Source organism: uncultured Christiangramia sp. (assembly GCF_913046405.1).
Lineage (GTDB): Bacteria > Bacteroidota > Bacteroidia > Flavobacteriales > Flavobacteriaceae > Christiangramia > Christiangramia marina.
Genome location: NZ_CAJWRQ010000014.1, coordinates 16843 through 39746, shown reverse-complemented (window position 1 = coordinate 39746; position 22904 = coordinate 16843). Strand labels below are relative to the sequence as shown.

The 22904-nt window shown below is 38.6% G+C and carries 20 protein-coding genes; 9 read left to right on the top strand and 11 right to left on the bottom strand.

What is annotated here, in order from left to right; all coding sequences use genetic code 11:
• Positions 1-196, bottom strand: a 196-nt coding sequence (locus QZ620_RS03500; RefSeq protein WP_295179136.1) for a hypothetical protein, incomplete at its 3' end; no start/stop codon positions are given.
• Positions 197-305: 109 nt separating this feature from the next.
• Positions 306-1070 (bottom strand): helix-turn-helix transcriptional regulator, encoded by a 765-nt coding sequence (locus tag QZ620_RS03495; protein ID WP_295179134.1) that lies wholly within the window; start codon positions 1068-1070, stop codon positions 306-308.
• Positions 1071-1336: 266 nt separating this feature from the next.
• Here QZ620_RS03495 and QZ620_RS03490 point away from each other — a divergent pair, with 266 nt between their 5' ends.
• The 8 genes from QZ620_RS03490 to QZ620_RS03455 all read left to right on the top strand — a co-directional run bounded on the left by QZ620_RS03490 (position 1337) and on the right by QZ620_RS03455 (position 12783).
• Entirely contained in the window at positions 1337-1732 is a 396-nt protein-coding gene (locus tag QZ620_RS03490) for a YbjN domain-containing protein (protein ID WP_141876988.1), read from the top strand.
• Positions 1733-1743: 11 nt separating this feature from the next.
• The gene (locus tag QZ620_RS03485) at positions 1744-2460 is read left to right on the top strand and encodes a PspA/IM30 family protein (protein ID WP_295179132.1); all 717 of its coding nucleotides are present in this window, start codon (positions 1744-1746) and stop codon (positions 2458-2460) included.
• A 2-nt stretch (positions 2461-2462) separates the two neighbouring features.
• The gene (locus QZ620_RS03480) at positions 2463-3173 is read left to right on the top strand and encodes a hypothetical protein (RefSeq protein WP_295179130.1); all 711 of its coding nucleotides are present in this window, start codon (positions 2463-2465) and stop codon (positions 3171-3173) included.
• 15 nt (positions 3174-3188) lie between these two features.
• Entirely contained in the window at positions 3189-5264 is a 2076-nt protein-coding gene (locus QZ620_RS03475; RefSeq protein WP_295179128.1) for an SPFH domain-containing protein, read from the top strand.
• Between the two features lie 75 nt (positions 5265-5339).
• A complete protein-coding gene (locus QZ620_RS03470; protein WP_295179140.1) occupies positions 5340-10226 on the top strand; it encodes a DNA repair ATPase in 4887 nt (1628 codons plus the stop codon).
• 72 nt (positions 10227-10298) lie between these two features.
• On the top strand, positions 10299-11177 hold the full coding sequence (locus QZ620_RS03465) for a DUF808 domain-containing protein (protein WP_295179126.1): 879 nt from the start codon (positions 10299-10301) through the stop codon (positions 11175-11177).
• Positions 11178-11198: 21 nt separating this feature from the next.
• On the top strand, positions 11199-12056 hold the full coding sequence (locus tag QZ620_RS03460) for a mechanosensitive ion channel domain-containing protein (protein WP_295179124.1): 858 nt from the start codon (positions 11199-11201) through the stop codon (positions 12054-12056).
• A 73-nt stretch (positions 12057-12129) separates the two neighbouring features.
• The gene (locus tag QZ620_RS03455) at positions 12130-12783 is read left to right on the top strand and encodes a class I SAM-dependent methyltransferase (protein WP_295179123.1); all 654 of its coding nucleotides are present in this window, start codon (positions 12130-12132) and stop codon (positions 12781-12783) included.
• A 326-nt stretch (positions 12784-13109) separates the two neighbouring features.
• Here QZ620_RS03455 and QZ620_RS03450 read toward each other — a convergent pair whose 3' ends face one another.
• The 3 genes from QZ620_RS03450 to aceB all read right to left on the bottom strand — a co-directional run bounded on the left by QZ620_RS03450 (position 13110) and on the right by aceB (position 17194).
• A complete protein-coding gene (locus QZ620_RS03450) occupies positions 13110-13325 on the bottom strand; it encodes a hypothetical protein (protein WP_141876995.1) in 216 nt (71 codons plus the stop codon).
• A 569-nt stretch (positions 13326-13894) separates the two neighbouring features.
• Positions 13895-15514 (bottom strand): isocitrate lyase, encoded by a 1620-nt coding sequence (locus QZ620_RS03445; RefSeq protein ID WP_295179120.1) that lies wholly within the window; start codon positions 15512-15514, stop codon positions 13895-13897.
• A gap of 81 nt (positions 15515-15595) precedes the next feature.
• Positions 15596-17194 (bottom strand): malate synthase A, encoded by a 1599-nt coding sequence (gene aceB, locus QZ620_RS03440; protein ID WP_295179118.1) that lies wholly within the window; start codon positions 17192-17194, stop codon positions 15596-15598.
• A 119-nt stretch (positions 17195-17313) separates the two neighbouring features.
• On the opposite strand from aceB, the gene QZ620_RS03435 reads away from it, so the two are divergent.
• Complete coding sequence (locus QZ620_RS03435) at positions 17314-18792, top strand: helix-turn-helix domain-containing protein (protein ID WP_295179116.1); 1479 nt, start codon at positions 17314-17316, stop codon at positions 18790-18792.
• On the opposite strand, the gene QZ620_RS03430 is transcribed toward QZ620_RS03435, so the two are convergent.
• The 6 genes from QZ620_RS03430 to QZ620_RS03405 form a co-directional block, all read right to left on the bottom strand.
• A complete protein-coding gene (locus QZ620_RS03430) occupies positions 18789-19199 on the bottom strand; it encodes a hypothetical protein (protein WP_295179114.1) in 411 nt (136 codons plus the stop codon). The genes QZ620_RS03435 and QZ620_RS03430 overlap by 4 nt on opposite strands.
• 335 nt (positions 19200-19534) lie before the next feature.
• Positions 19535-20050: a cyclic-phosphate processing receiver domain-containing protein gene (locus tag QZ620_RS03425; RefSeq protein WP_295179112.1), complete on the bottom strand. Its 516-nt coding sequence runs from the start codon at positions 20048-20050 to the stop codon at positions 19535-19537.
• A gap of 373 nt (positions 20051-20423) precedes the next feature.
• Positions 20424-20846 carry a hypothetical protein gene (locus QZ620_RS03420; RefSeq protein ID WP_295179109.1) on the bottom strand — a complete coding sequence of 141 codons (423 nt, stop codon included), beginning with the start codon at positions 20844-20846 and terminating at the stop codon, positions 20424-20426.
• Complete coding sequence (locus tag QZ620_RS03415; protein WP_295179107.1) at positions 20815-21258, bottom strand: GreA/GreB family elongation factor; 444 nt, start codon at positions 21256-21258, stop codon at positions 20815-20817. Before QZ620_RS03415 ends, QZ620_RS03420 begins: the two co-directional genes overlap by 32 nt.
• 26 nt (positions 21259-21284) lie before the next feature.
• Complete coding sequence (locus tag QZ620_RS03410; protein ID WP_295179105.1) at positions 21285-22565, bottom strand: Glu/Leu/Phe/Val dehydrogenase; 1281 nt, start codon at positions 22563-22565, stop codon at positions 21285-21287.
• Positions 22566-22571: 6 nt separating this feature from the next.
• Complete coding sequence (locus QZ620_RS03405; protein ID WP_295179103.1) at positions 22572-22733, bottom strand: hypothetical protein; 162 nt, start codon at positions 22731-22733, stop codon at positions 22572-22574.
• Between the last annotated feature and the right edge of the window lie 171 nt (positions 22734-22904).

Here is a 22904-nt window from a genome sequence, read left to right as displayed (position 1 = left end):
TAGACTTAATAAGTTCATCATACTTTTTCTCACTTTTAGCGCGCTGCATTAAAATATTGGTACGCTCTAATGCAGTCTCAACTTTTCCATCTTTCTCAATAGAATTGATCTGTATCCAACTTTCTTTATAACTTGGATTTTGCGCGAATAGTAAACTTTGGGATATGATGAAGATCCCTAAAAGCAATTTTTTCATAGGTAGCAGGTTAGGTTGTAATGCTATTAGAAAGGTACTAAAAGATTTAGCACTGCAAAGGTTATGCCTTAATTTTATAATACTACAACCTGAACTCAAGCCAGAGAAATTAATTGTTGAGAGACGTACGCAGCTTATGAAATTCTTCCTCTAAAAAACTCAGTTGTTGTTTGATGTCGGTATTTCTACTATCTGGAATACGATGGTAAAAAGCGTATTTGATCTCCCATAGCTCTTTAACATCAGCGTAAAGAATCTCAATATCTTCAATGCCTTTATGGTCTGCTTTCAAAATGAATTTTTTAGCCGACTGGTATATTCTTCTCAGGAATACTTTTTCTTCGGAAACTATCAGGAACAAACATGCGCTCGCGAGATTAGGGTATTGCTTCTTCTGAACTTTCTCACCTATCACCACATCTTTCGGGTAAAATCCATCAGAATCTGTGCTCATCTCGAGGTCGTGAATTACAAAAGCTCGTAGATTTTCTTCATTATAGATAGGTAGATGAATTTCCGGTAGATCTTCTATAAAATTATTCTTTGTGTGATGCTGAATATATTCCTCTTGCTGTTCCGGGATGATGCAGGGCACCTTTTTGCAAATATCTGGTTTAGCTTTCAGGTCATCATGCTCAGGTTTGCCTCTAAACTTCAGCAGTTCATTTACCGTAAGTTCGCTGGTAAGCAGGTCATCTATTGGAATGCTAAAATAATTAGCAATCTTAATAATGGTTTCGATCTTAGGTTCGCTTCGTCCTTCTTCATAAGCACCCAATGTACCCCGTTTCAGGTCGAATAGCTCAGCAAATGCCTGCTGACTCAAACTACGAACCGATCTTATTTTCCTGATATTTTTTCCGAATAAAGACATTTATTGCTAATAATATTTGCAGAATTGAATAATTATTGTAAATTAGTCTAACAATATTAGCAAATACATTTCAGTATTGCTAATTTTTTTAGTCTGAAATGTTCGAACACTCAGAGATCTATTATGAACCAACTAAAGAATTAGAATTATGATCTCACTTATTATCGATATAGCCACCGAGCTAATCACGTTTCTTTAACAAAGTCTTAATACTTTTTTGTATTATTAGGCTCTCAAAATAGTAGTACTAACCGTAATAACCACCTATGAAAAATCACTTTAATATTACGAGAGATTTTTTGCTGGAATTGAATTTTAATATCACCCGGGAGAATCCGGAAGATGGACTTTTGGTGATTCAAAAAGAAAATTCTGGAATTAGAAATCTCATCGTAGGCGTTGCTCCGCCAATTTTAATTATGGAGCAGTACATTTTCAAGATCAATAACCAGTCTGAAAAGATCTTTAAAAGCTTGTTACAGAAGAATCGCGATATCGTTCATGGAGCTTTTGTACTGGACGAGTCTGGTGAAAAAGTCATTTACCGCGATACCCTTCAGATTGAGAACATGGATCTGAACGAATTGGAAGGGAGCTTAAACTCACTCAGCTTATTAATGAGTGAATATTCAGATCATATCATAGAATTCTCAAAATATTAAAATTCAGCATTATGAACATCTTTAAGAGATTATTTAAAATAGGAGAGGCAGAAACAAATTCTGCCCTGGACAAAATGGAGGATCCAATCAAAATGACCGAACAGGGCATTAGAGACATGAAACTTGACCTGGATAAAAGTCTGGAGGCACTGGCACAGGTGAAAGCACTTGCGATTAGAGCAAAGAACGACCAGGAAGAATTTCAGAATAAAGTGGACGATTATCAGAATAAAGCGATCATCATCCTGAAAAAAGCACATTCCAAAGACATGCAGCAGGCAGAAGCAGATCGCCTGGCGCAGGAAGCTCTTGTGCAAAAAGAAGATGCGGAACAGCAGGTTTTAAGAGCCAAGGAGGAGTCGGTTAAATTCGATAATAACGTAGCTCAATTGCAAAAGAATATCCAGACCATAAAAGCAAATATTGGGAACTGGGAGAATGAACTCAAGACACTAAAAGCAAGGGTTAAAGTATCGAATGCTACCAAAAACCTGAATAAACAAATGGCAGAGCTGGATAGTACCGGTACAGTATCTATGCTGGAAAGAATGAAGGAGAAAGTAGCCCAGGAAGAAGCGCTGGCCGAGGCTTACGGAGACATCGCCAATGCTTCTAAATCCATCGATGAGGTAATCGATAAGGCGGCAGATACCTCAAAAGCAAAAGCAAGTGATGAACTGGCGAAGCTTAAAGAACAACTTGGAATGAAAGATTCTAAAAACGAATAAACTTGGATAACCTAATCAACATACTTTTTTCAGAGGTAAACGTGATCCTGAGCGTGTTGCTCATTATTCTGATTCTCTACTGGATCATCACCATGATAGGAGGTCTGGATTTCGATCCGGACTTTGATATCGATGTGGATGTGGATGCAGATGTGGATCTGGATTCCGGGATCGAAGGTGGAAATATGGATTTTGAAGATATTTCCAATACCGAGATCAACCAGGAAGACGTGGTTGGGAAAAGTCGAAAACCTTTAAAATGGTGGCAGATCTTCCTCATCTATTTCAATTTCGTGGGACTGCCATTCATGTTCACTTTTACTTTCTGGATCTTTGTCTGGTGGTTCATAACTACCCTGGTTACCGCGATCACTTCAAGCTATGATAACTTTATAGGTTTTGGGATCATGCTGCTGGCATTATTTCCGGCACTATTCGTCACCAAGATACTTACCACACCTTTTAAAGGTTTCTTTAAAAATCTGAATAAGGATGGCGATGCTCCTATCGATTACCTGGGTCGCAAAGCAACCCTTTTATCCACGATTTCTAAGGATAGAATGGGAAATGCCGAGGTGAGCGTAAATGGCGACAGCCTTTCCATTTATGTAAAATCGCTCAGCGGAGAGCCTCTAAATTATGGAAGTAGTGTTCTTATTATCAAGCGGTCTGCAGATCGCAATTATTACCTCGTACAATCATACAACGAATAATCTAATCTAACTACAATGGAATCAATCTTACCAATTATTGGAATTGGAATAGGCGTATTACTATTTCTAATCATCGTTTACTTCGCGATCATCGCGATGTTCTATAAAAAAATTCCCCAGGGACAGGCGCTCATCAGGACCGGTTTTGGAGGAACAAAGGTCGCTACAGATAAAGGTCTGTATACGGTACCTGTTTTTCATAAAACCGAAATCATGGATATTTCTGTCAAGAAGATCCAGATCGAAAGACTGGCGCATGAAGGTCTTATTTGTAGAGACAATATGCGTGCAGATATCAAAGTTGCCTTTTTCGTTCGGGTGAACAATGATATTGAATATATTAAAAAAGTAGCGCAGACCATAGGTGTGGACCGTGCATCTAAAATTGCCACTCTGGAAGATCTTTTTGAAGCAAAATTTTCAGAAGCATTAAAGACGGTTGGTAAAAAATTCGATTTTATCGAATTGTATGAAGCCAGACGTGAATTTCGTGATGAGATCGTAAATATTATTGGCACAGATCTTAACGGCTATACGCTCGAAGATTGTGCGATCGACTTCCTGGAGCAGACTTCAGTAAAAGAATTAAAGCCAGACAATATTCTGGATGCAGAAGGGATTAAGAAGATTACCGAGCTTACGGCAGTTCAGAATATGAAAGCCAATCTTATCAAGCGTGATGAGGAAAAAACCATCAGAAAGCAAGATGTGGAAGCCAGGGAAGCAATTCTTGAACTGGATAAACAATTAGCTGAAAAAGAAGAGCAGCAAAAACGTGAAATATCAAATATCAAAGCACGCGAAGAAGCTGAAACCTTGAAAGTAAATGAAGAAGAAAGACTAAAATCTGAAAGCGCCAGAATTGCTACGGAAGAAAAAGTGAAGGTTGCAGAAGAAAATATGCAGCGCCAGATCATCGTTGCCCTGAAGAATAAAGAGCGTACAGATGCTGTGGAGTCTGAAAGAGTGGAAAAAGACAGACTACTGGAAGCAACCGAACGTGAAAGAGTGGTAACTCTTGCTCAGATCGAGAAAGAAAAAGTAGTGGAGGTTGAGAAGAAAAACATCCAGGATGTGATTCGCGACCGTGTGATGCTGGAAAAAGGTGTGGTAGAAGAGCAGGAAAACATGAAAGATATCCAGGCATTCAAAACTGCCGACAGGGATAAGCACGTTAAAATTACTACTGCGGAAGCCTCTGCCCAGGAAGAACTTATTAAAACAACGATTGCTGCGGAAGCTCAAAAAGAAGCTGCCAAGCAAAGAGCTGAAGAGATCAACATCGAAGCACTTGCTCACAAGGAAGCCAGCCAGAAACAAGCCGAAGCCAGAAAGATTCTTGCGGAAGCTCAAGCGAAAGAAGAAGCAACTGTTGGTATGTCTGAAGCTCAGGTAATGCATGCGAAGGCTGATGCTAACGAACGTCAGGGACTTGTAGAAGCGAATATCATCGAGAAAAAAGCACGTGCTGAAGCGGCCGGAATGGAAGCCAAAGCAGATGCTAAACGTAAAGATGGACTTGCTGAAGCAGATGTAATTAAAGAGAAAGCGATAGCTGATGCTTCAGGAATCGAGGAAAAAGCTGCTGCAATGAAGAAACTGGATGGTGTTGGAAAAGAACACGAAGAGTTCAAATTAAGACTGAACAAAGATCTTCAGGTAGATCTTGCCAATATCAATATTCAGAAGGAAATTGCAGACGCACAGGCTCAGGTTATTGGAGATGCGTTGAAAGCGGCTAAGATCGATATCGTTGGTGGGGAAACTATGTTCTTTGATCAAATCGTTGGACAGATCACCAGAGGTAAAGGTTATGACAGGCTTGTACAAAACTCTACCAACATTCAGGAGGTAAAAACTGCCATTCTTGGTAGTGAAGATGTAAAGGGAAATTTGTTGGAAAAAGTAAGAGACTTCGCTTCTAAATATGGAGTAAGTACCGAGGATATCAAAAATCTTAGTATTGCGTCACTCATCACAGATCTTAAGATAAAATCTGATGATAAGGAAGAGCAGACCATGCTCGGCAATCTTCTGAACCTGGCAAAAGGACTGGGAATTCAGGATAAACCGATCTCAAAACTTAGATAACTGGAAATGCCGGTGCCTGGCACCGGCTTCTTTTTTAATCTACATCAATTACATCACAAACTTCAGGAAGAGAACATGGCAAAGGAACCCATAAAGGAAGAGAATGCGCAAAAACTGGATGTTGGTACCTATGAGGTAATCCAGGGCAGACTGCAAAAGCAAAAAACTGAGTTGCAATCCCGACTTCAGAAATTAAATGAAGAGCGGAAAAAGGTTTTTGGCTCACTGGAAACAAGGCTTATTGCTAATGACCGTATCAATACTGAAAACAACTGCATCGCGAGGGATATCGTTTCATTTGGCAACACCTGCATTTTTGGTTACAATGTGCATTTTGGTTTGCGTAAAGAAATTTCTTTGAATGATGTGATGAGCGTTTACAGGTTTGAGAACAATGCTTTTGAAGCGATCGATACAGATCTACTCAAAAATGATGTTTTCGAATCTGATTTTAAAAATCTTTATAAGTACTATAGAAATACTATTTTTTCAAAATTCGCGGTTATTGGAAACTACCTTTATATGGTTTTCCGGTTAAGCGAGAGTGTAACCGATATTAAAACCTTCAAATGGCTTATTAAAGATGAAGGTTTGCAATATGTGGACAATCGAAGTGATCACGAGTACAAACTACCGTCACAACATGAATTTAACTGGCAGGAAGTTACCAGGGATCAACACAGGCAGGGAGTTCATGCTCATGTTTCTATTCTGGATCGTGTTTTTGTAGAGACAATTGGCGGTGATCTTACGATCAAGATCGAGGATAATACCAATGATGGCAAAGGTATTTTTTCAGAAGAAGTGGAGCATAGAGATCAAACGCTTGACGACGGGCAGTATCGTTTTGCCAATCTTGGCAATCTTATCATCCTGGAGATCAAACCATTTCAGGAAGGTCCGCGTTATTTTGTGTACAATCATAAACTTCGGGAAGTTCAAAAGATCAGCAGTATTAAGGATACCTGCGTTTTGTTACCAGATGACCAGGGAATAATATTTCCAACCGGGTACTATTTGCAAACCGGGGAATATCATTTATTCGATCATAGTATTCCGAATCTTAGATTTCAGGAAAAGATAAGTTCTCCAAATGGTGAGGATTTTCTGTATGTCTTCTATGCTCGGGAAAATGGACTCTACAACCTGATGAGCTATAATGTGATTTCCCAGGAAATTCAGACTCCAATCATTTGTAATGGTTTTACCATCCTTGAAAAAGGTGAACTATGCTATTTCAAGAACGAAAATGAACAAACCAAACACCATGTGATCCAGATCTGGCAAACGCCATATCTTAAAGGTGATTTTATGCCTTCCAGTCATGAGAATAGCATGTTATATAAGATAGGGAACAAGGATATCGTAAAAGCGATGGCTGAGGTGAACGGACTCGTAAATCTTCTGAATAAAGAGGATAATTATGATGGTTTATATGCAGATCTTTCCAAACGTTCCAAGGATATCCTAGATGCCTATTACTGGCTGAAAGATGAGGAAACTCAGCTTCTAAATGAGCCACTTCGGGAAATTAACCAGGCTGCAAATGCTGCGATGGATGAGTTTCAAAAGGTGCTGGAACTCAAGAAAAATGCAAGGCAGAAAACGAATGAAATTGGGAAAAAAGCCGAGCAGATTTTTAATAAGATAAAAAGTTCAGGCTTTCGGAATATCAATGATTTCGTAAATGCATTAACTCAGCTCAGGTCATTAAGAGGAGAAGCGATCAGTCTTAAAGAAGTACGTTATGTAGATGAGCAATTTATAGAAAACCTCGAAGAGCAGATTGCAGAGCAAACTACGAAGATATCGCGAAGATGCGTAGATTTCTTACTGGATGAAAAAGCTCTGAATCCTTATCACAAAGCAGTAAGTGATAAAGAAGAGCAGCTATCTGATATTAAAAAGGTAGTTGATGCCCGTAAACTGGAGGAAGAAGTCAATAAAATTTCAGAAGACCTGGAGTTATTGATTGATATCGTTTCAAATCTTGAAATAGAGGATACTTCGCATTCTACAAAGATCATCAATAATATTTCCCTCATTTTTTCTTCGATCAACCAGTTAAAGGCAGAGATCAGGAAAAAACGAAAGTCCCTTGGTAGTGCAGAAGCTCAAGCCGACTTTGCCGCGCAATTAAAGCTTATCGATCAAAGTATCATCAATTACCTTGATATCGCTGATACTCCGGAAAAATGTGATGATTTTCAAGCCAGGATTTCCATTCAGCTAGAAGAATTGGAGGGCAAGTTTGCCGATTTTGAGGAATTTATTGAGCTTATTATTGAGAAGCGGGAAGAAGTTTACAATGCTTTTGAAGCGCGTAAGAATACACTCGTAGAAAAACGGAATAAACGTGCGGTAACTTTACAAAATTCCGCAGAAAGAATCCTGAAAGGGGTGCGTAAGAAATCTCAATCTTTCAACGAGGTTTCAGAGATCAATGCCTATTTCGCTTCAGATATCCTGGTGAATAAAGCGCGTGATATTGCCGTGCAGCTTCAGGAAATGGATGACAGTGGTAAGGCTGAGGAAATCCAGTCCATGCTGAAGTCGGCCCGCGAGGATGCACTTCGAAAACTGAAGGATAAGAAGGAAATTTACGAGGATGGCGATTCGATCATCAGGCTTGGGAAACACAAATTCGGCGTTAATAAACAGGAGCTTGATCTAACGATCTTATTTGTGGATGATGCTTTACATTATCATATAACAGGAACCGACTTTTATCAGAAAATTGAAAATGAGACTCTTCTAAAGTCTGAAAGATTCTGGAGCCAGGATTATATTTCTGAAAATTCAACTATTTATCGTTCCGGTTTTCTGGCCTATAAGCTCTTCCGAAGATTTGGTAAAGAACTAAAAAACCATACGGAGGAAGATTTGGTCAGGCTGGTGCAGGAGGAAAGCAGCAAAGATTATTCTGAAGGATATGTGAAAGGAATTCATGATCTGGATGCGGCAAAAATCCTATCCGTACTGCTGGAAAAACACGAGGCTTTGGATTTGCTTCGCTATCATCCTGTTATTCGTTCCTGCGCGCAATTTTTCTGGAAATTTTCTTCTGCGGAAATACGGTCAAATTTAGATCAGAATATAAAAGCCGCGGGAGAAGTATTGCAAATTTTTCCAAATTCCAGAGAATACCACTCATTGCTGAAAACCCTAACCAAAGAGATTCAAGATTTTGGTCAGAAATCAGGAATTTTTGAACCTGAACTGGCTTCTGAAGTTGCTGAATATTTGTTTGAAGAATTGCAAAATGATGATGATTTTCAAAAAAGCGGAATAGCTATTGGGATCAAAGAAGATTTCCTGAATATGCTGAAGTCTGAGAATGCCGATCTTAAATTTAAGGACAGTCTTAAAAGCCTGAGTTCAAACCAGGCAAAAGTCGCCTTGATCGAGCAGTGGTTGAAGGCATTTTTGCAAAGCAATTTAGGTGAACAAACGAGTTTGAAAACCAAATACGTAAGTGAAGCAGCAGCGCTTATACTTTTTGAAGATGAATCTGTTTTAAACACAAAATTCACTTCGCCATCTCAGCATATTGAGAATTTAAGAGGTGAACATCGCCTGGTTAAAACAGGAGTACTCGATTTTAACTATCATGATTTTATAGCGACCTACAAAAGCTATTTTGAGATCGATGTTCCGGACTACCAGGAATTCAAGAAAGCGCGTCACGAAGTGACTATTCAGTTGAAGGAAGATCTAAAACTTGAAGAATTCAAGCCGGGAACACTAAATTCTTTTGTTCGTAATAAATTGATAGACCAGGTTTATTTTCCACTATTTGGAGATAATCTTGCCAAACAGCTGGGCACCGTTGGAGATCAGAAAAGAACCGATAGAATGGGTTTACTATTGCTCATTTCGCCTCCGGGTTATGGGAAAACCACCTTAATGGAATATATCGCGAACAGGCTCGGACTGGTTTTTATGAAAATCAATGGCCCCGCGATTGGTCACGATGTAACTTCAGTGGACCCATCTTCAGCAACGAATTCCGCCGCCCGTGAAGAGTTGAAAAAGCTGAATCTTGCATTTGAAATGGGGAATAATGTGATGCTGTATCTTGACGATATTCAACATTGCAATCCAGAATTTCTTCAGAAGTTTATATCACTTTCCGACGGAACCAGGAAAATTGAAGGGATTTACAATGGCAGATCACGAACTTATGATATGCGCGGGAAAAAGTTCTGCGTGATCATGGCTGGAAACCCGTATACTGAAACTGGTGAAAAGTTCAGAATTCCCGATATGCTGGCCAACCGCGCAGATATTTACAATCTTGGTGATATTATTGGCGATACCGCTCATCTATTCAGGCTGAGTTTGATCGAAAATTCACTGACCTCCAATCCTATTTTACATCAGCTAAGCAGTAAAAACTTTGATGATGTGTATAGATTATTGGACAGAATTGAGAATAATAATCAGGAGATTCAATTGAGCGGAAATTATTCGAACCAGGAAGTGCAGGAATATGTGTCGGTTCTCGAAAAGGTCATACAGATTCGAAACAATGTTTTGAAGGTGAATGCTGCGTATATCAAAAGTGCTGCGATGGAAGATGAATATCGAACAGAACCATCTTTTAAACTACAAGGCTCCTACCGTGATATGAATAAACTGGTGGCGAAAGTGGTTCCGGTAATGAATGAAGCCGAATTGCAAACGCTTATTCTGTCACATTATGAAAGCGAATCTCAAACGCTTACTTCAGCTGCGGAAGCAAACTTATTGAAATATAAGGATCTTACTGGCAGTTTGAACGAAGAGGAACGGAGCAGATGGAATACCATCCAGGAAACATTTCAGAAGAATAATAAACTAAAAGGTTTTGGGAACAAAAATGAGATGGCGCAATTGCTTTCTCAAATGATGGAATTCACAGATAATCTGGAAGGTATCAAAGAAGCACTGCAGAATGGTTTGAAAAGGTCTAACCTGTGAATATTTGAATAAAATTTTTCAGATTTCAATTAATTGATGGAACTTTCCATGTTCTAACCAAACCAAATTTTTATGGCTTCAGGATTTTTTGCTTTATTGGATGATATTGCAGCGTTGATGGATGATGTTGCGGTGATGAGCAAAGTTGCCGGCAAGAAAACTGCCGGATTACTTGGTGATGACCTTGCTGTTAATGCAGAAAAAGCCAGCGGATTCATTTCTGATAGAGAATTGCCGGTATTATGGGCGATCACTAAAGGTTCTTTACTTAATAAACTCATTATTCTACCGGTCGCATTTTTACTGAGTGCTTTTGTTCCGGTGGCTATAAATATCATACTCCTTATTGGTGGATTGTACCTGGCTTATGAAGGTGCAGAGAAGATCCATGAATATTTGTTTCCTCATAAACATGCGAAATCCACACCTGTTCCAGAAGATCTCACCAAAGAACAGATGTTAGAACGAGAAGATGAGAAGGTTAAATCGGCTATACTTACAGATTTCATACTTTCTGTAGAGATCGTAATTATTGCTTTAGGAACCGTAAGCGGAGAGGAGTTACCAACTCAAATTGGGGTAGTAAGTGTTATTGCATTTGTAGCTACCGTTGGTGTTTATGGAGTTGTTGCTCTTATCGTAAGGATGGACGAATTCGGCGCCAAACTTATCAATATGAATGAGCAAACGGATAGCTTTTCAGATAAAGTAGGTAAATTTTTAGTAAATGCATTGCCATGGGTGATCAAGGGTTTGGCCCTTATTGGTACGATAGCTTTGATGTTGGTTTCCGGAGGGATCTTCGTGCATAATCTTGAATTTATACATGACCTGGTACACTCTTTACCCACTATACTTGGGGAATTCCTGGTTGGATTGGTTGTAGGAGCAATTGTTTTACCTCTGGTTGGTTTAGGTAAGAAGTTATGGAAGTCGGTTTCCAGCAAATAAATTTTAAATTTAATTACATACATGGATAGAAATTTCTGGCTCGAACTTAAAGAACAACTGCTTGACTTTTTGATCGAGATTGGTCCAGAGATATTTTATTCTGTTATCACGCTCATCATTGGAATTTTTGCTATAAAAATTTTAATGAATTTGCTGAAAAGCACTTTACGAAGATCTAAAGTGGAACTTTCCCTGAAAACTTTCGTAGAGAGTCTGAGTGTCTTTGTGCTCTATGGCTTTTTGTTTTTTGTAATTGGTTCCATTCTAGGAATTAAGACGACCTCGTTTATTGCGATATTTGGAGCGGCTGGTATTGCCATTGGTCTCGCTTTACAAGGCAGTTTATCTAATTTTGCAGGTGGTGTGCTTATTCTGGTGTTTAAACCTTTTAAAGTTGGAGATCTTATTTATCTAAATGAGAACCTGGGTTTTGTTGAGCAGATAGATATTCTTTACACACGTATAAAAACGTTCGACGGAAGGATCATTACAATGCCCAACGGAAATGTATCTAACAGTGATATAGATAATCGTACGATGGAAAAGTATCGCCGGATTGATCTTAATCTAAAATTCGCTTTTGACGAAGACATTGATAATTTAAGAAAGATCATTATCGCAGGGATGAATAAGCATCAAAAATTAGCTACGCACTTACCTGTTGATGTCTGGCTAGATGAAATTGGAGAGTACGAAATGAAACTCAAGGCTAGATGTTGGGTTGAATCTATTGAATTCTGGCCGGCATACTGGGAACAATTAGAGGCGGTTAAAAAGGAATTGGATCGTGAAGGGATCAAAATACCAATTCCACGCCACGAAATCTACAGAGGTGCTCAGGAAACCAATGAATTAAGTATAAGATCTTCTAATAATTGATTCGAACAAACATAATTGAGTGTAACTAGCTAGAATTAGTCAAACAATATTAAATCTACAATTGTATCCATCTGTGAAAAATAAAAAACCATGGCCTACTAAAGAAGCAATGGAACAGGTGTATGCCATGAACCTATGGGGGAAAGGTGAATCTGCGTTCTACTCAGGAAATGGTTCACATGATGAAGTTCTTGTGAAGCCATATCTTGAGGTAGTTAGAAACTTTCTAAAAGCACATCATAATAAACTTTCTGTATGTGATCTTGGTTGTGGTGATTTCAACATAGGAATGCAGCTGCTGGAGTATGCAAAGCATTATATTGCTGTAGATATCGTTCCAGCTTTGATCAATTACAATACAACTCATTTTAAGTTTGATCATCTGGAGTTTCAATGCCATAACATCGCGAAAGATGAACTTCCACCAGGAGATGTGGTGATTCTGAGACAGGTTTTGCAGCATTTATCCAATTCTGAAGTACTAAGTGTCCTGAATAAGATTGGAGCTTACAAATATCTCATATTGACGGAGCATCATCCCGAATCTATTTTTACTCCGAATAAGAATATTATATCTGGCCAGGGAATAAGATTGAAGAAGAATAGTGGCCTGGAAATTACTAAACCACCTTTCAATTTTAAATTTGAAAATAAAAAGGAGCTTCTATCGATTCAAGATCCAGACGGGAAAGGTGTAATAAAAACTACTCTCTATAGAATTCAGTAGAAAAAATACATAATCAATTTTTAAAGGTTTGAATAGAAAAATCTGGATCATATTATTCCTTCGCTCGCAGGTTTTTCAATGATCTAAAATAAGTTTTAGTTCACGAATTGGACTGCACTATTAAGCCTGATAAAGAGTTAAGAAGTTTAGATGGAAGATGAAAGGGGCTACTCGTAAAATCTGGGTGTAATAGAGAACGAAAGGAATTGCGATTCCTGGAGTAAATGCAAGGTTTTGCTTCGGAAGGTAAGAATGAGCGAGTTGTAACTAGTTGTATAACTCGCTCGAAATTATTTTAAAGCTTTGTTTATCTGAAGAATTTCAGATTAGGATTCAAGTCCTGGAATAGGAGTGAACTTACCATTAGTGGATTTCCCAAGAATGATAACATCTTTGATATCGCGGTATTCTTCAATCGCTAATTTAAGTTGATCTACTGTGTCCCGGCGTACTTTAACTCCTCCTGTTTTTTTATTTTTGTTTCTAACTTCAATATAATAACCGTCTCTGAGATCTTTCGGTTTTGTAGAAGGTCTGCCCATAATTTTGATTATTCGAGATTAAATTAAATTTAGTGTTACGTATGTAAAACTAAACAGTTATCAACTAGCAACTTGAGTGAATATATGAAATTCAGAACAATCATTTAGCGGCTTAAAGCACGAAAAAAGTTGAACGTCAAAAATTGTTGATAGCAATAACTACAATATACTATAATTAGGCAAAGGTAAGGAGTCTAAAAATTTATTTGGTGAAAATTGTAATATTTTTACTCAAATAATTCTAAATTCCATAATTTTTATTGTAGAATCTTATTAAATGTCGGGATTTGATTATGAGAATTCCGTTTTTATAAGCTTTGTGAAAGATGAACTAATTCATCTCATTCAAAGCGAACAGGATTTCAGAAAGGAGTAATTCCTTTTCAGAAAAACCTACAGTGGAGGACTCAATTTCTATAAAACTGACAGATAGATAATATCTATATTGTTTTATAATCAGCAGGGATAAATTTCGGCTTTCATATCAGCAATTTGATTCACTAAATATAGAAACAGCTCCATACATTGCTATTAAAATGCATGGAGCTGTCCATTATACAATTTTAAAATTAGCTTACCAGTTCAAGTTTCTTTCCGGCAACTTTTTCGCTAAACTGATTACTGGTATTCTTTTCACCGCCAGCTTTCAAAGCTTTTTCTCCCGCAAAGAAACTTTTGTGATCATCACCTAGATCAGATCCTGCCATTCTCTGATGCTTAACGCAGGACACACTTTTTCTGATCTCCTGTCGCTGAACACCTTCTACATAAGCCAACATCCCTTCTTCGGAAAAATAACCTTTTGTGAGATCATTCATATGTAAAGCAGTGGTGTGATAAGTTGGTAGGGTGATTAGGTGATGGAAAACCCCAGCTTCTTTGGCGGCATCCTTTTGAAATGTTCTGATCTTCTCATCTGCTCGATGGCATAGTTCAGATCCATCATATTCAGCAGCCATCAGGTTATTTCTATCGTATGCGGTCATATTCTCACCTTCAGTAAGCATTTCTTCATACACCTGGTTTCTGAAGTTCAATGTCCAGTTAAAAGAAGGCGAGTTATTATAAACCAGTTTGGCATTAGGAACAACCTCTTTTACACGGTTTACCATATGCGCGATCTGCTTTACATTTGGTGTAGGAGTCTCGATCCATAACAGATCTGCGCCGTTTTGAAGGCTGGTAATACAGTCTAAAACCACACGGTCTATATTTGAGCCTTCCTTAAATTTATACAACCCATTTGACAATCTAACTGGGCGAACCAGTTTCCCGTCTCTTTTAAGAAGAACATCGTCTTCTTTTGCTTCGCTAATATCAATGTTTTCAGCTTCCACAAATGCAAGGTATTTTGAAGCCAGATCTCCTGGTTCCTTACTTACCGGTAATTTCTGGGTTAGACCAGCACCTTCAGAATCTGTTCTGGCTACGATCACTCCGTCTTCCACCCCTAATTCAAGAAAAGCATATCTAACGGCGTTCAGCTTGGCGATAAAATCTTCATGAGGCACGGTTACTTTTCCATCCTGATGTCCGCATTGTTTTGCATCTGAAACCTGATTTTCTATCTGAATCGCACAGGCTCCAGCTTCGATCATTTCTTTAGCCAGAAGGTAAGTTGCTTCCTCATTTCCGAAGCCAGCATCAATGTCAGCAATAATTGGTACAATATGGGTTTCGAAATTATCGATCTGGTCCTGTACATCTACACCTTTTTCAAGTCTCTTAAAAAGATCGTTGAGTTCTACAGCATCTGCCTGTCTAAGAAAAGTATATATTTCCTTGATCAAGGCAGGCACTGCGGTCTTTTCGTGCATAGATTGATCTGGCAGTGGACCAAATTCTGAACGTAAGGCAGCAACCATCCAGCCGGATAAATAGAGATATTTCCTATTAGTTGTTTTATGATGTTTTTTAACCGCGATCATATTTTGCTGAGCCACGAATCCATGCCAGCTACCAAGGGATTGGGTGTATTTAGAGGAGTCGGCATCATAAGCTGCCATATCCTTTCTAATAATGCCAGCGGTATAGTTTGCAATATCCAGTCCTGTTCTGAAACGGTTCTGGCTCATCATTCTTGCTGCATGTTCAGGTTTTACTGAGTTCCAGGTTTCCCCGTACTTTAGTTTCAGATTTTTGACCGTCTCCAGGGCAGATTGATAATTTGATTGCGATAAATTTTCCATAATTTTGTGTTTGATTATTAAGTTTTTTGAAAGTTTGATAATTAGGTCTCGCAATCTATGCCAGTAGTTGCGAGACATTTTTTATATATGTTTATATGCTGGGAGCGTTAAGAATTCTTCGAATCTTTCAGAAATAACGAGCGTGTCGAAAAGTTTAAAAGCCAATTCAAATTTGGTGTTCTTAATATTGGACTCGCCATATTCGGTAATAATCTTCTCAATTTCATCTTCAAAGGTTTCAATATAAAGTTCCATAGTAAATTTCCTGCCGTCTTCGAGAACCACTTCATTTTTGAGCCATTGCCATAATTGTGTTCGTGAGATTTCAGCAGTAGCAGCGTCCTCCATCAGGTTGTATAGAGCGACCGCACCATATCCACGCAGCCAGGCTTCCAGGTACAGAATGCCTACATTGATATTTTTTCTAATCCCTTCTTCGGTAACCGTTCCACCAGGAATTTTGAGGAGATCCTGCTCTGTTATTTTTAAATCATCCCTGGTTACTGAGAGTTGATTAGCTTCAGACATATGTTTATCGAACTCCTTGAGTGCTATTTCAACCAAAGCAGGGTGAGCTACCCAGGTGCCGTCGTGGCCATTCATAACTTCTCTTTCCTTGTCTTTTCGAACTTTTTCGATCGCCTGGTCATTGGCACGCGGGTTATTTTTAATTGGAATTTGGGCCGCCATTCCTCCAATTGCAAGAATTCCTCTTTTGTGACATTTCTGGATCACCAATTTCGAGTAAGCATCCATAAACGGTGAGGTCATGGTGACCTGATCACGATTAGGAACGACGAAATCAGGGTGGTTTCTGAATTTTTTAATATAGGAGAATATGTAGTCCCAGCGACCGCAATTAAGTCCAACAATGTGTTCTTTTAGTTCATAGATGATCTCATCTAACTGGAAGCTCGCTGTGATCGTTTCAACAAGAACCGTTGCTTTAAATGTACCTGTGGGAACATTCAGGTATTCCTGTGCGAAAACAAAAACCTCATTCCACCAACGAGCTTCTTCGTAGTGTTCAAGTTTTGGCAGGTAAAAGTAAGGGGCTGTCCCATTTCCAAGCATCGTTTTGGTATTATGAAATACATACAGGCCAAAATCTACAAGGCTTCCAGATGCTTCCTCTTCAGTAATTAAAAGATGCTTTTCATTAAGGTGCAATCCTCTAGGGCGCACGAGCAAGATTGCTGGGTCAGGATTCAAAGTATAGGATTTTCCACGTGCGGCGTCTTCCAGTGAGATAGTTCCTGCAATTGCATCTTTAAGGTTTTGCTGACCTTCGATCACATTTTCCCAGGTAGGAGAGGTGCTGTCTTCCAGGTCTGCCATAAAAGTTCTGGCGCCTGAGTTTAAAGCGTTAATGATCATTTTTCTGTCTACCGGTCCGGTGATCTCTACACGCCGGTCTTGAAGATCTCCTGGGATTTCACCGGCTTTCCAGTCTCCACTTCTTATTGAAGCTGTTTCAGCAGGGAATTCAGGTAGGTTACCGGAGTCAAAGTGTTGCTGCTGAGCTTCTCTTTTCTCGAGAAGAGCAAGTCTTTTATGGTCGAATTTTTCATGTAATGCGATTAGAAATTCTAGTGCTTCTTCGGAAAGGATTTGCGGATAGTAATTAGTAACCTCTTTACTGAAGTTTAATTGTAATGAGTTTAGTGTGTTGTTTTCCATGGTGTTAGTGTTTTGCATGACAATATTATAATAAAGAATTCAATAAAACAAGCGAACGTTCGCTAAAAGTAATTATTCGCTGAATATGAGTATTCGCAGAATTGTTTATATTTGGTTTCATGGAAGAAGATTATATCAAGCTAATTTTTGGATTGAAGTTAAAACAGATAAGGACTGAGAAGAGTTTATCTTTATTTGGATTATCCAAACTTTCAGGGCTTTCCAAGTCCTATTTGAATGAGATTGAGAATGGAAAAAAATATCCTAAACCTGATAAAATCGCTTTACTGTCAGAAAAGTTAGAGGTTCCGTATGATCAAATGGTTTCCCTTAAGCTTGATAAGAACCTCGCGCCCATAGGAGAATTACTTCAGTCAAAGATCCTCAAAGAAATTCCGCTTGAATTGTTCGGCATCAAGGAGAGCAACCTTATCGATATAGTTTCCAATGCTCCGGCAAAGGTGAATGCTTTCATTAGTACCATTATCGAAATAGCCAAGCACTATAACTTTAGCCGGGAAAGCTTTTTCCTGGCTTCCGTGCGCTCTTTTCAGGAAGCGAATAACAATTATTTTGATGATCTGGAACAGCAGGTTCTAAAATTCTCAAAAGCCTACCAGGTTGATCTTACCAAATCACCAGGTTCTAAAGTGCTTGAGGAGATTCTGGTAGAGGAGTATCAATATGTAATTAATGAAGAAGAGTTGGATAAATTTGAAGCTTTAGAGAATTTGCGCTCTGTTTTTGTTCCGAAAACCAATACACTTCTGCTGGCAAAGGGAATAGACGAAGCTCAGCGCAGTTTTATATTTGCAAAGGAACTCGCGTATAATTACCTCGAAATTTCAGACCGGCTGCATTCTTTTCCGTGGATTAAATTTGAAAGATTTGATCAGGTATTAAATAATTTTTATGCCTCTTATTTTGCAGGAGCATTAGTGATCCCGAAGGATGAACTTACCATTCAGCTGGAAAATCTATTTCAGAAGGAAAGTTTTGATCATGTTCATTTTTTGAATATGATGCATAATTTCAATGCTTCTCCGGAAACATTTTACCAGCGACTTACCAATATACTTCCGAAGGAATTCAACATAAAAAACCTGTTTTTCCTAAGGATCACACATAAAGCTGATAGCGGTAAGTTTTATTTGAACAAAGAATTGCACTTAACCCACCATCATTCCCCTCGTGCGAATGAGACCAATGAGCATTACTGTAGGCGCTGGATGTCGTTAAAGGTGATCCAGGAAATCAGTAAGTCTAAGAATTCACACGAATTTGATGTGCAGATTTCTAACTATCCCAGTCATGAGAACAGGTATCTTATCTTTTCTTCAGCAACCAAAGATCCTTTTCGAGAGAATCAGTTTAGAAGTATTAGCATTGGTTTGCTAATTAATAAACAACTCGAGCGAAAGCTGAAATTCCTTGAAGATCAAAATATCGTTAGAAAGAATGTTGGAGTAACCTGCGAGCGTTGCGCTATTGCCGACTGTAAAGTAAGAAAAGCACCTGCGATCGTTCTGGAAAAGCGAGAGAAGAACAGTAAAATTGAGTCTATTGTAGATGAATTAACGGCTAAGTTCCAGGCCTAAGAACTCTTTCTAGCTTTAAGTAAATTAAAAAATACATAGGTGAAGAACAGGAAGAATATCCAGTCGTTCACACCATATACCGCATAGAACATTCCGGCAAAAAGATCTTTTTCGAACACCTCTGTAATACTATTATTAAGATGCCAGTTGATCCATGTAAAGCCATAGATAAATTTCTCTATAGCAAAGACTGCGATTAGCCACTTCACTTTATGAAAATTATTGGCGACTGAAATATAAGCCAGACCCCATATCAGGATCATTAATAAGCCGAAATTTGACATGACCACCGGGTCAAATTCGGGAATAACCGGGTTGGTAAATAGTTTTGAAAATAAGAGCACGGACATATTCATTAAACCGGCGAGAATAAATCCTTTGCGAATGCTTGATGAGCTACTTTCCATGTTCTTCAAATTAAATACTTCTGAAATTTAGAAGGATTGTCATGTTTGACGAAATTTCAGAGGAAAGTTAAGTCTTTTCGGGTCATAAGAAATTATAACAGCAGACTTATTCAGATTAATACAAATGTGGGGCATTTGGAAGATAGAGATATATTCTAATTTCCAAAGCCAGATTTATTCTGAATGCTGTATCGTTGTAAAGGATATTTCCGAAGAAAAAAATAGAGAATTCCAGATCTGAGAGTGTTGTGCTTAGTCTGAAGAAACCGCTTTATAAAGTAAATTTCGGAAGCTTTCCGGATTAAAGGATCAGCTAACTACTAAGCTCGGTACTCCTAACCTGTAAAACTTCTAAAATTCATGCGTTTGGCTAAGATCAGGTAATTTTTGAGAAGTCTGTTAATACGCGCTTTGCCTTCAGGATTAGTGCTGTGAGAAGACCATTGCGGTGGTAGCAGTTGATGATTATAGCAATAATCGGTCAATACTTCGGCACAATCAAAGCCATTGAATGAATTGCTTAAATCGTAATCAAAACAAATTGCATCTGGCAATCCATTTGTATGAATCCAGGTTTGAAATTCATTGATCTCTTTCAGCCATATAATATTGACATCACGGCCAATGGGACTGAATGCCAGCCAATCCATTTTTTTCTCAAGGGGATTGATTCGGTCGTCCAACCATATTAGCGTTTTACGACCAATTTTTCTGCTTTTTTTAATAGGAACCGTGGCTGATTTCTTTATAAAAGCTGGTCTATTCAAAGCAAAGAGATTCTGCGACCCCATTGATAAGAAGTCTTTCAGGAACAAAAGATTCCGAAGAATATGACTGTGGTAAGCTTTCATTAAAAAATATCTCAAAGATTGATGAATTTAAAAACACAGGAGGTTTTAGTTAAATGAACCCGGGATCTTTTAAATTTTCTGAATTCGCACGACGAGAAAAATGAATAGCATAAAAATGCCTCCAATAAATAATACGGTATACAGGTTTTCTTCCCAAATGCGATAATAGAATTCCTGATGTAGATAAATTGACCTGCATAGAACTGCAGCGATCACTAGACACAAACTCTTGTAAAATTTACTTTTCATATTATTGATCTTTAAAAAACCAGATAGCCCGCGCATTAATATTGCTGAAAATTAACTTCTTCTCTAAACCCTACGAGAAGAAAATGACGAGGACTATCTGGATCAACTAGGTTTGTTGAATTAATTAATCTAAAAACTTTTCAATCCCATCCTTCAAAAAGCAGAAGGCTGAATATTTTATATTCCGCACCTCCTTCAGGTGCTTTTCAATCTTTTTACGTAAAACGATATGAGCATTAATAAAAGCATGATCACACTGTATATCATCACATTCATTCATCTCATCCAGCCTGGGAAGAAATTTCTGACAGGTTTTCAAAATGCCGTGATTTACCTTTCTTAGATCCTGGAATTGATCGAAGAGATATTCAGCGTCAACACGATTTACCTTTGTTCTTTTAATAAGTGAAGAATTAAAAATATCCAAGTAAAATTCAATCTCCTGAGCCACAAAATCCAGTTCTAGTTTCCATTGTCTAACCTCATTTTGTAGCCTGATCGTTTCTATCTCCTCTTCACTGTGGTGTTCCTGAATGTTGCTTATCATAGTTCATATTCATTAATCCTGATTCTATTTGTTTTACTTCCTGGATATGTATGTGACTTTCTCCAAGTGGAAAGGTCCAGGTAATTTTGTCTCCCTTTGCATATCCAAAAAGCGCAAGTCCCATGGGAGCCAGAACAGAGATCCTGTTCTTACGCAAATCACCTTTATCTGGAGTCACGATCTGGTAAGTTCTTTCTACTGAGTAGGCAGTTTTAATACTTACAAACGAATTCAATCGAATCACATCTGCAGGCATCTTAGCATTGCTTACCACGTTTGCACTTTTGAGCTCCTCATTCAATTTATGGAGCGATTCTTTGTACGAGGTATCTTTGTAGTATTTGGCCAGCGACATGATTTGTTTTAGAAAATCATATTCCTTCTTCTCAATTATTAATTCTCCGTATTTCATTTCTTACTTATTTATTTGCAGACCTATTAAGGAAAAATCCCTCTTTGTTTGTAGGCCGTTTCCACTCTGGAAATAGCCAGGATAAATGCCGCTGTTCTCCAGTCCACCTCACGCTTCTTTACTTCATTATGGATCTTATGAAAGTTTTCGGTTAACTTCTTCTGGATCTTGGCCATCACCTCATCCAGCTGCCATAACTCTCCGTTTCTATTCTGAAGCCATTCAAAATAACTTCCAATTACACCACCAGAGTTGCAGAAAATATCAGGAATGATCTTCACTCCATTTTGAAGCAGAATTTGTTCACCCTCTTTATCTGTAGGTCCGTTGGCTCCTTCAGCAACGATCGAAGCTTTGATTTTAAAGGCATTTTCAGCAGTGATCTGGTTCCCAAGAGCTGCAGGAATAACGATGTCGCAATCCAGTCCAAAAAATTCATCAGCATCAAATTCCGTAGCGCCATCGAATCCTTTTATAGATCCTTTTCTGGGTTCACAATGCTGAGCCAAAGCTTCAGTATCTATCCCATTTTCGCTGTATACTGTCGCGTGAGCATCCTGAACAGCTATTAGCTTTGCGCCATCCTGAGATAAAAAGTGGGATGCCCAGTAGCCTACATTTCCAAATCCCTGTACGATGAATCTTTTATCTTTTAGATCCTGCTGTTCGGTTTCCAGCAATAACTTAATGGACAGGTACACCCCAAACCCGGTTGCACGATCACGACCTTCCAGACCTCCTGCGCCTACAGGTTTTCCGGTCACCACATGCTGATTATGTGAACGTTCTGAGGATGAAATGGTAGACATATACGTGTCTACGATCCACGCCATGGTCTGCGGGTTCGTATTTACATCTGGCGCAGGGATGTCATGTTCCGGTCCAATGTTCTCGCCCAAAGCATAGGTGAATCTACGGGTAATACGTTCCAGCTCAGAATCTGAATAATTTCGAGGATCTATTTGAATACCTCCTTTTGCACCACCAAATGGTAGTCCGGCGAGGGAAGTTTTCCAGGTCATCCACATGGCAAGTGCCTTGGCAGCGTCAATATCTACTGTATCGTGGTATCGAAGTCCGCCTTTATAAGGTCCTAATGCATTATTATGTTGAACACGGTATCCGGTGAAAACCTCCACTTTGCCATTGTCCATTTTAACTGGAAAATGAACAATGATCTCATTATTGGTAATACCCAGGATCTTTCTAATGTTTGGGTTCAAATCTATCATATCTGCCGTATTATTGAACTGGTTCATTACGGTCTCGTACATAGATTGCTTAATCACTTTTTCAGTGTTTATCATTTTGTATTATTGAAAGTGTTCACAATGAAATTTTCTGTCCTCTTTCCAGGTACAGGTTCTGCGATTGTCGCAGTTAAAGCATAAGCCTTTGAGCATTTCCTGGGTGATACCTTCAGGATGCTCCCTATTTGGAATAGTGGCTGTAGCTATTTCCTTAATCAAATTCATTCGGTCATAGATTTAATTTTTTCTGATTACAGAAAGTCAAAACCTATGCCCGTGCTGGGAACATTTCACAAAAAGGACTTTATGAAACTGATAACCAGTAAATTATACAGGAAAAGAATATTTATGACTCTCTTTAAATCGAGGAGAAACGCCCCGGACGGGAAGAAAGGT

Excerpts from the sequence above, each read along its gene's own strand:
- QZ620_RS03495 (WP_295179134.1), bottom strand. The coding sequence starts at position 1,070 with ATGTCTTTATTCGGAAAAAATATCAGGAAAATAAGATCGGTTCGTAGT.
- QZ620_RS03490 (WP_141876988.1), top strand. The coding sequence starts at position 1,337 with ATGAAAAATCACTTTAATATTACGAGAGATTTTTTGCTGGAATTGAAT.
- QZ620_RS03485 (WP_295179132.1), top strand. The coding sequence starts at position 1,744 with ATGAACATCTTTAAGAGATTATTTAAAATAGGAGAGGCAGAAACAAAT.
- QZ620_RS03475 (WP_295179128.1), top strand. The coding sequence starts at position 3,189 with ATGGAATCAATCTTACCAATTATTGGAATTGGAATAGGCGTATTACTA.
- QZ620_RS03470 (WP_295179140.1), top strand. The coding sequence starts at position 5,340 with ATGGCAAAGGAACCCATAAAGGAAGAGAATGCGCAAAAACTGGATGTT.
- QZ620_RS03465 (WP_295179126.1), top strand. The coding sequence starts at position 10,299 with ATGGCTTCAGGATTTTTTGCTTTATTGGATGATATTGCAGCGTTGATG.
- QZ620_RS03460 (WP_295179124.1), top strand. The coding sequence starts at position 11,199 with ATGGATAGAAATTTCTGGCTCGAACTTAAAGAACAACTGCTTGACTTT.
- QZ620_RS03450 (WP_141876995.1), bottom strand. The coding sequence starts at position 13,325 with ATGGGCAGACCTTCTACAAAACCGAAAGATCTCAGAGACGGTTATTAT.
- QZ620_RS03445 (WP_295179120.1), bottom strand. The coding sequence starts at position 15,514 with ATGGAAAATTTATCGCAATCAAATTATCAATCTGCCCTGGAGACGGTC.
- aceB (WP_295179118.1), bottom strand. The coding sequence starts at position 17,194 with ATGGAAAACAACACACTAAACTCATTACAATTAAACTTCAGTAAAGAG.
- QZ620_RS03435 (WP_295179116.1), top strand. The coding sequence starts at position 17,314 with ATGGAAGAAGATTATATCAAGCTAATTTTTGGATTGAAGTTAAAACAG.
- QZ620_RS03430 (WP_295179114.1), bottom strand. The coding sequence starts at position 19,199 with ATGGAAAGTAGCTCATCAAGCATTCGCAAAGGATTTATTCTCGCCGGT.
- QZ620_RS03425 (WP_295179112.1), bottom strand. The coding sequence starts at position 20,050 with ATGAAAGCTTACCACAGTCATATTCTTCGGAATCTTTTGTTCCTGAAA.
- QZ620_RS03420 (WP_295179109.1), bottom strand. The coding sequence starts at position 20,846 with ATGATAAGCAACATTCAGGAACACCACAGTGAAGAGGAGATAGAAACG.
- QZ620_RS03415 (WP_295179107.1), bottom strand. The coding sequence starts at position 21,258 with ATGAAATACGGAGAATTAATAATTGAGAAGAAGGAATATGATTTTCTA.
- QZ620_RS03410 (WP_295179105.1), bottom strand. The coding sequence starts at position 22,565 with ATGATAAACACTGAAAAAGTGATTAAGCAATCTATGTACGAGACCGTA.
- QZ620_RS03405 (WP_295179103.1), bottom strand. The coding sequence starts at position 22,733 with ATGAATTTGATTAAGGAAATAGCTACAGCCACTATTCCAAATAGGGAG.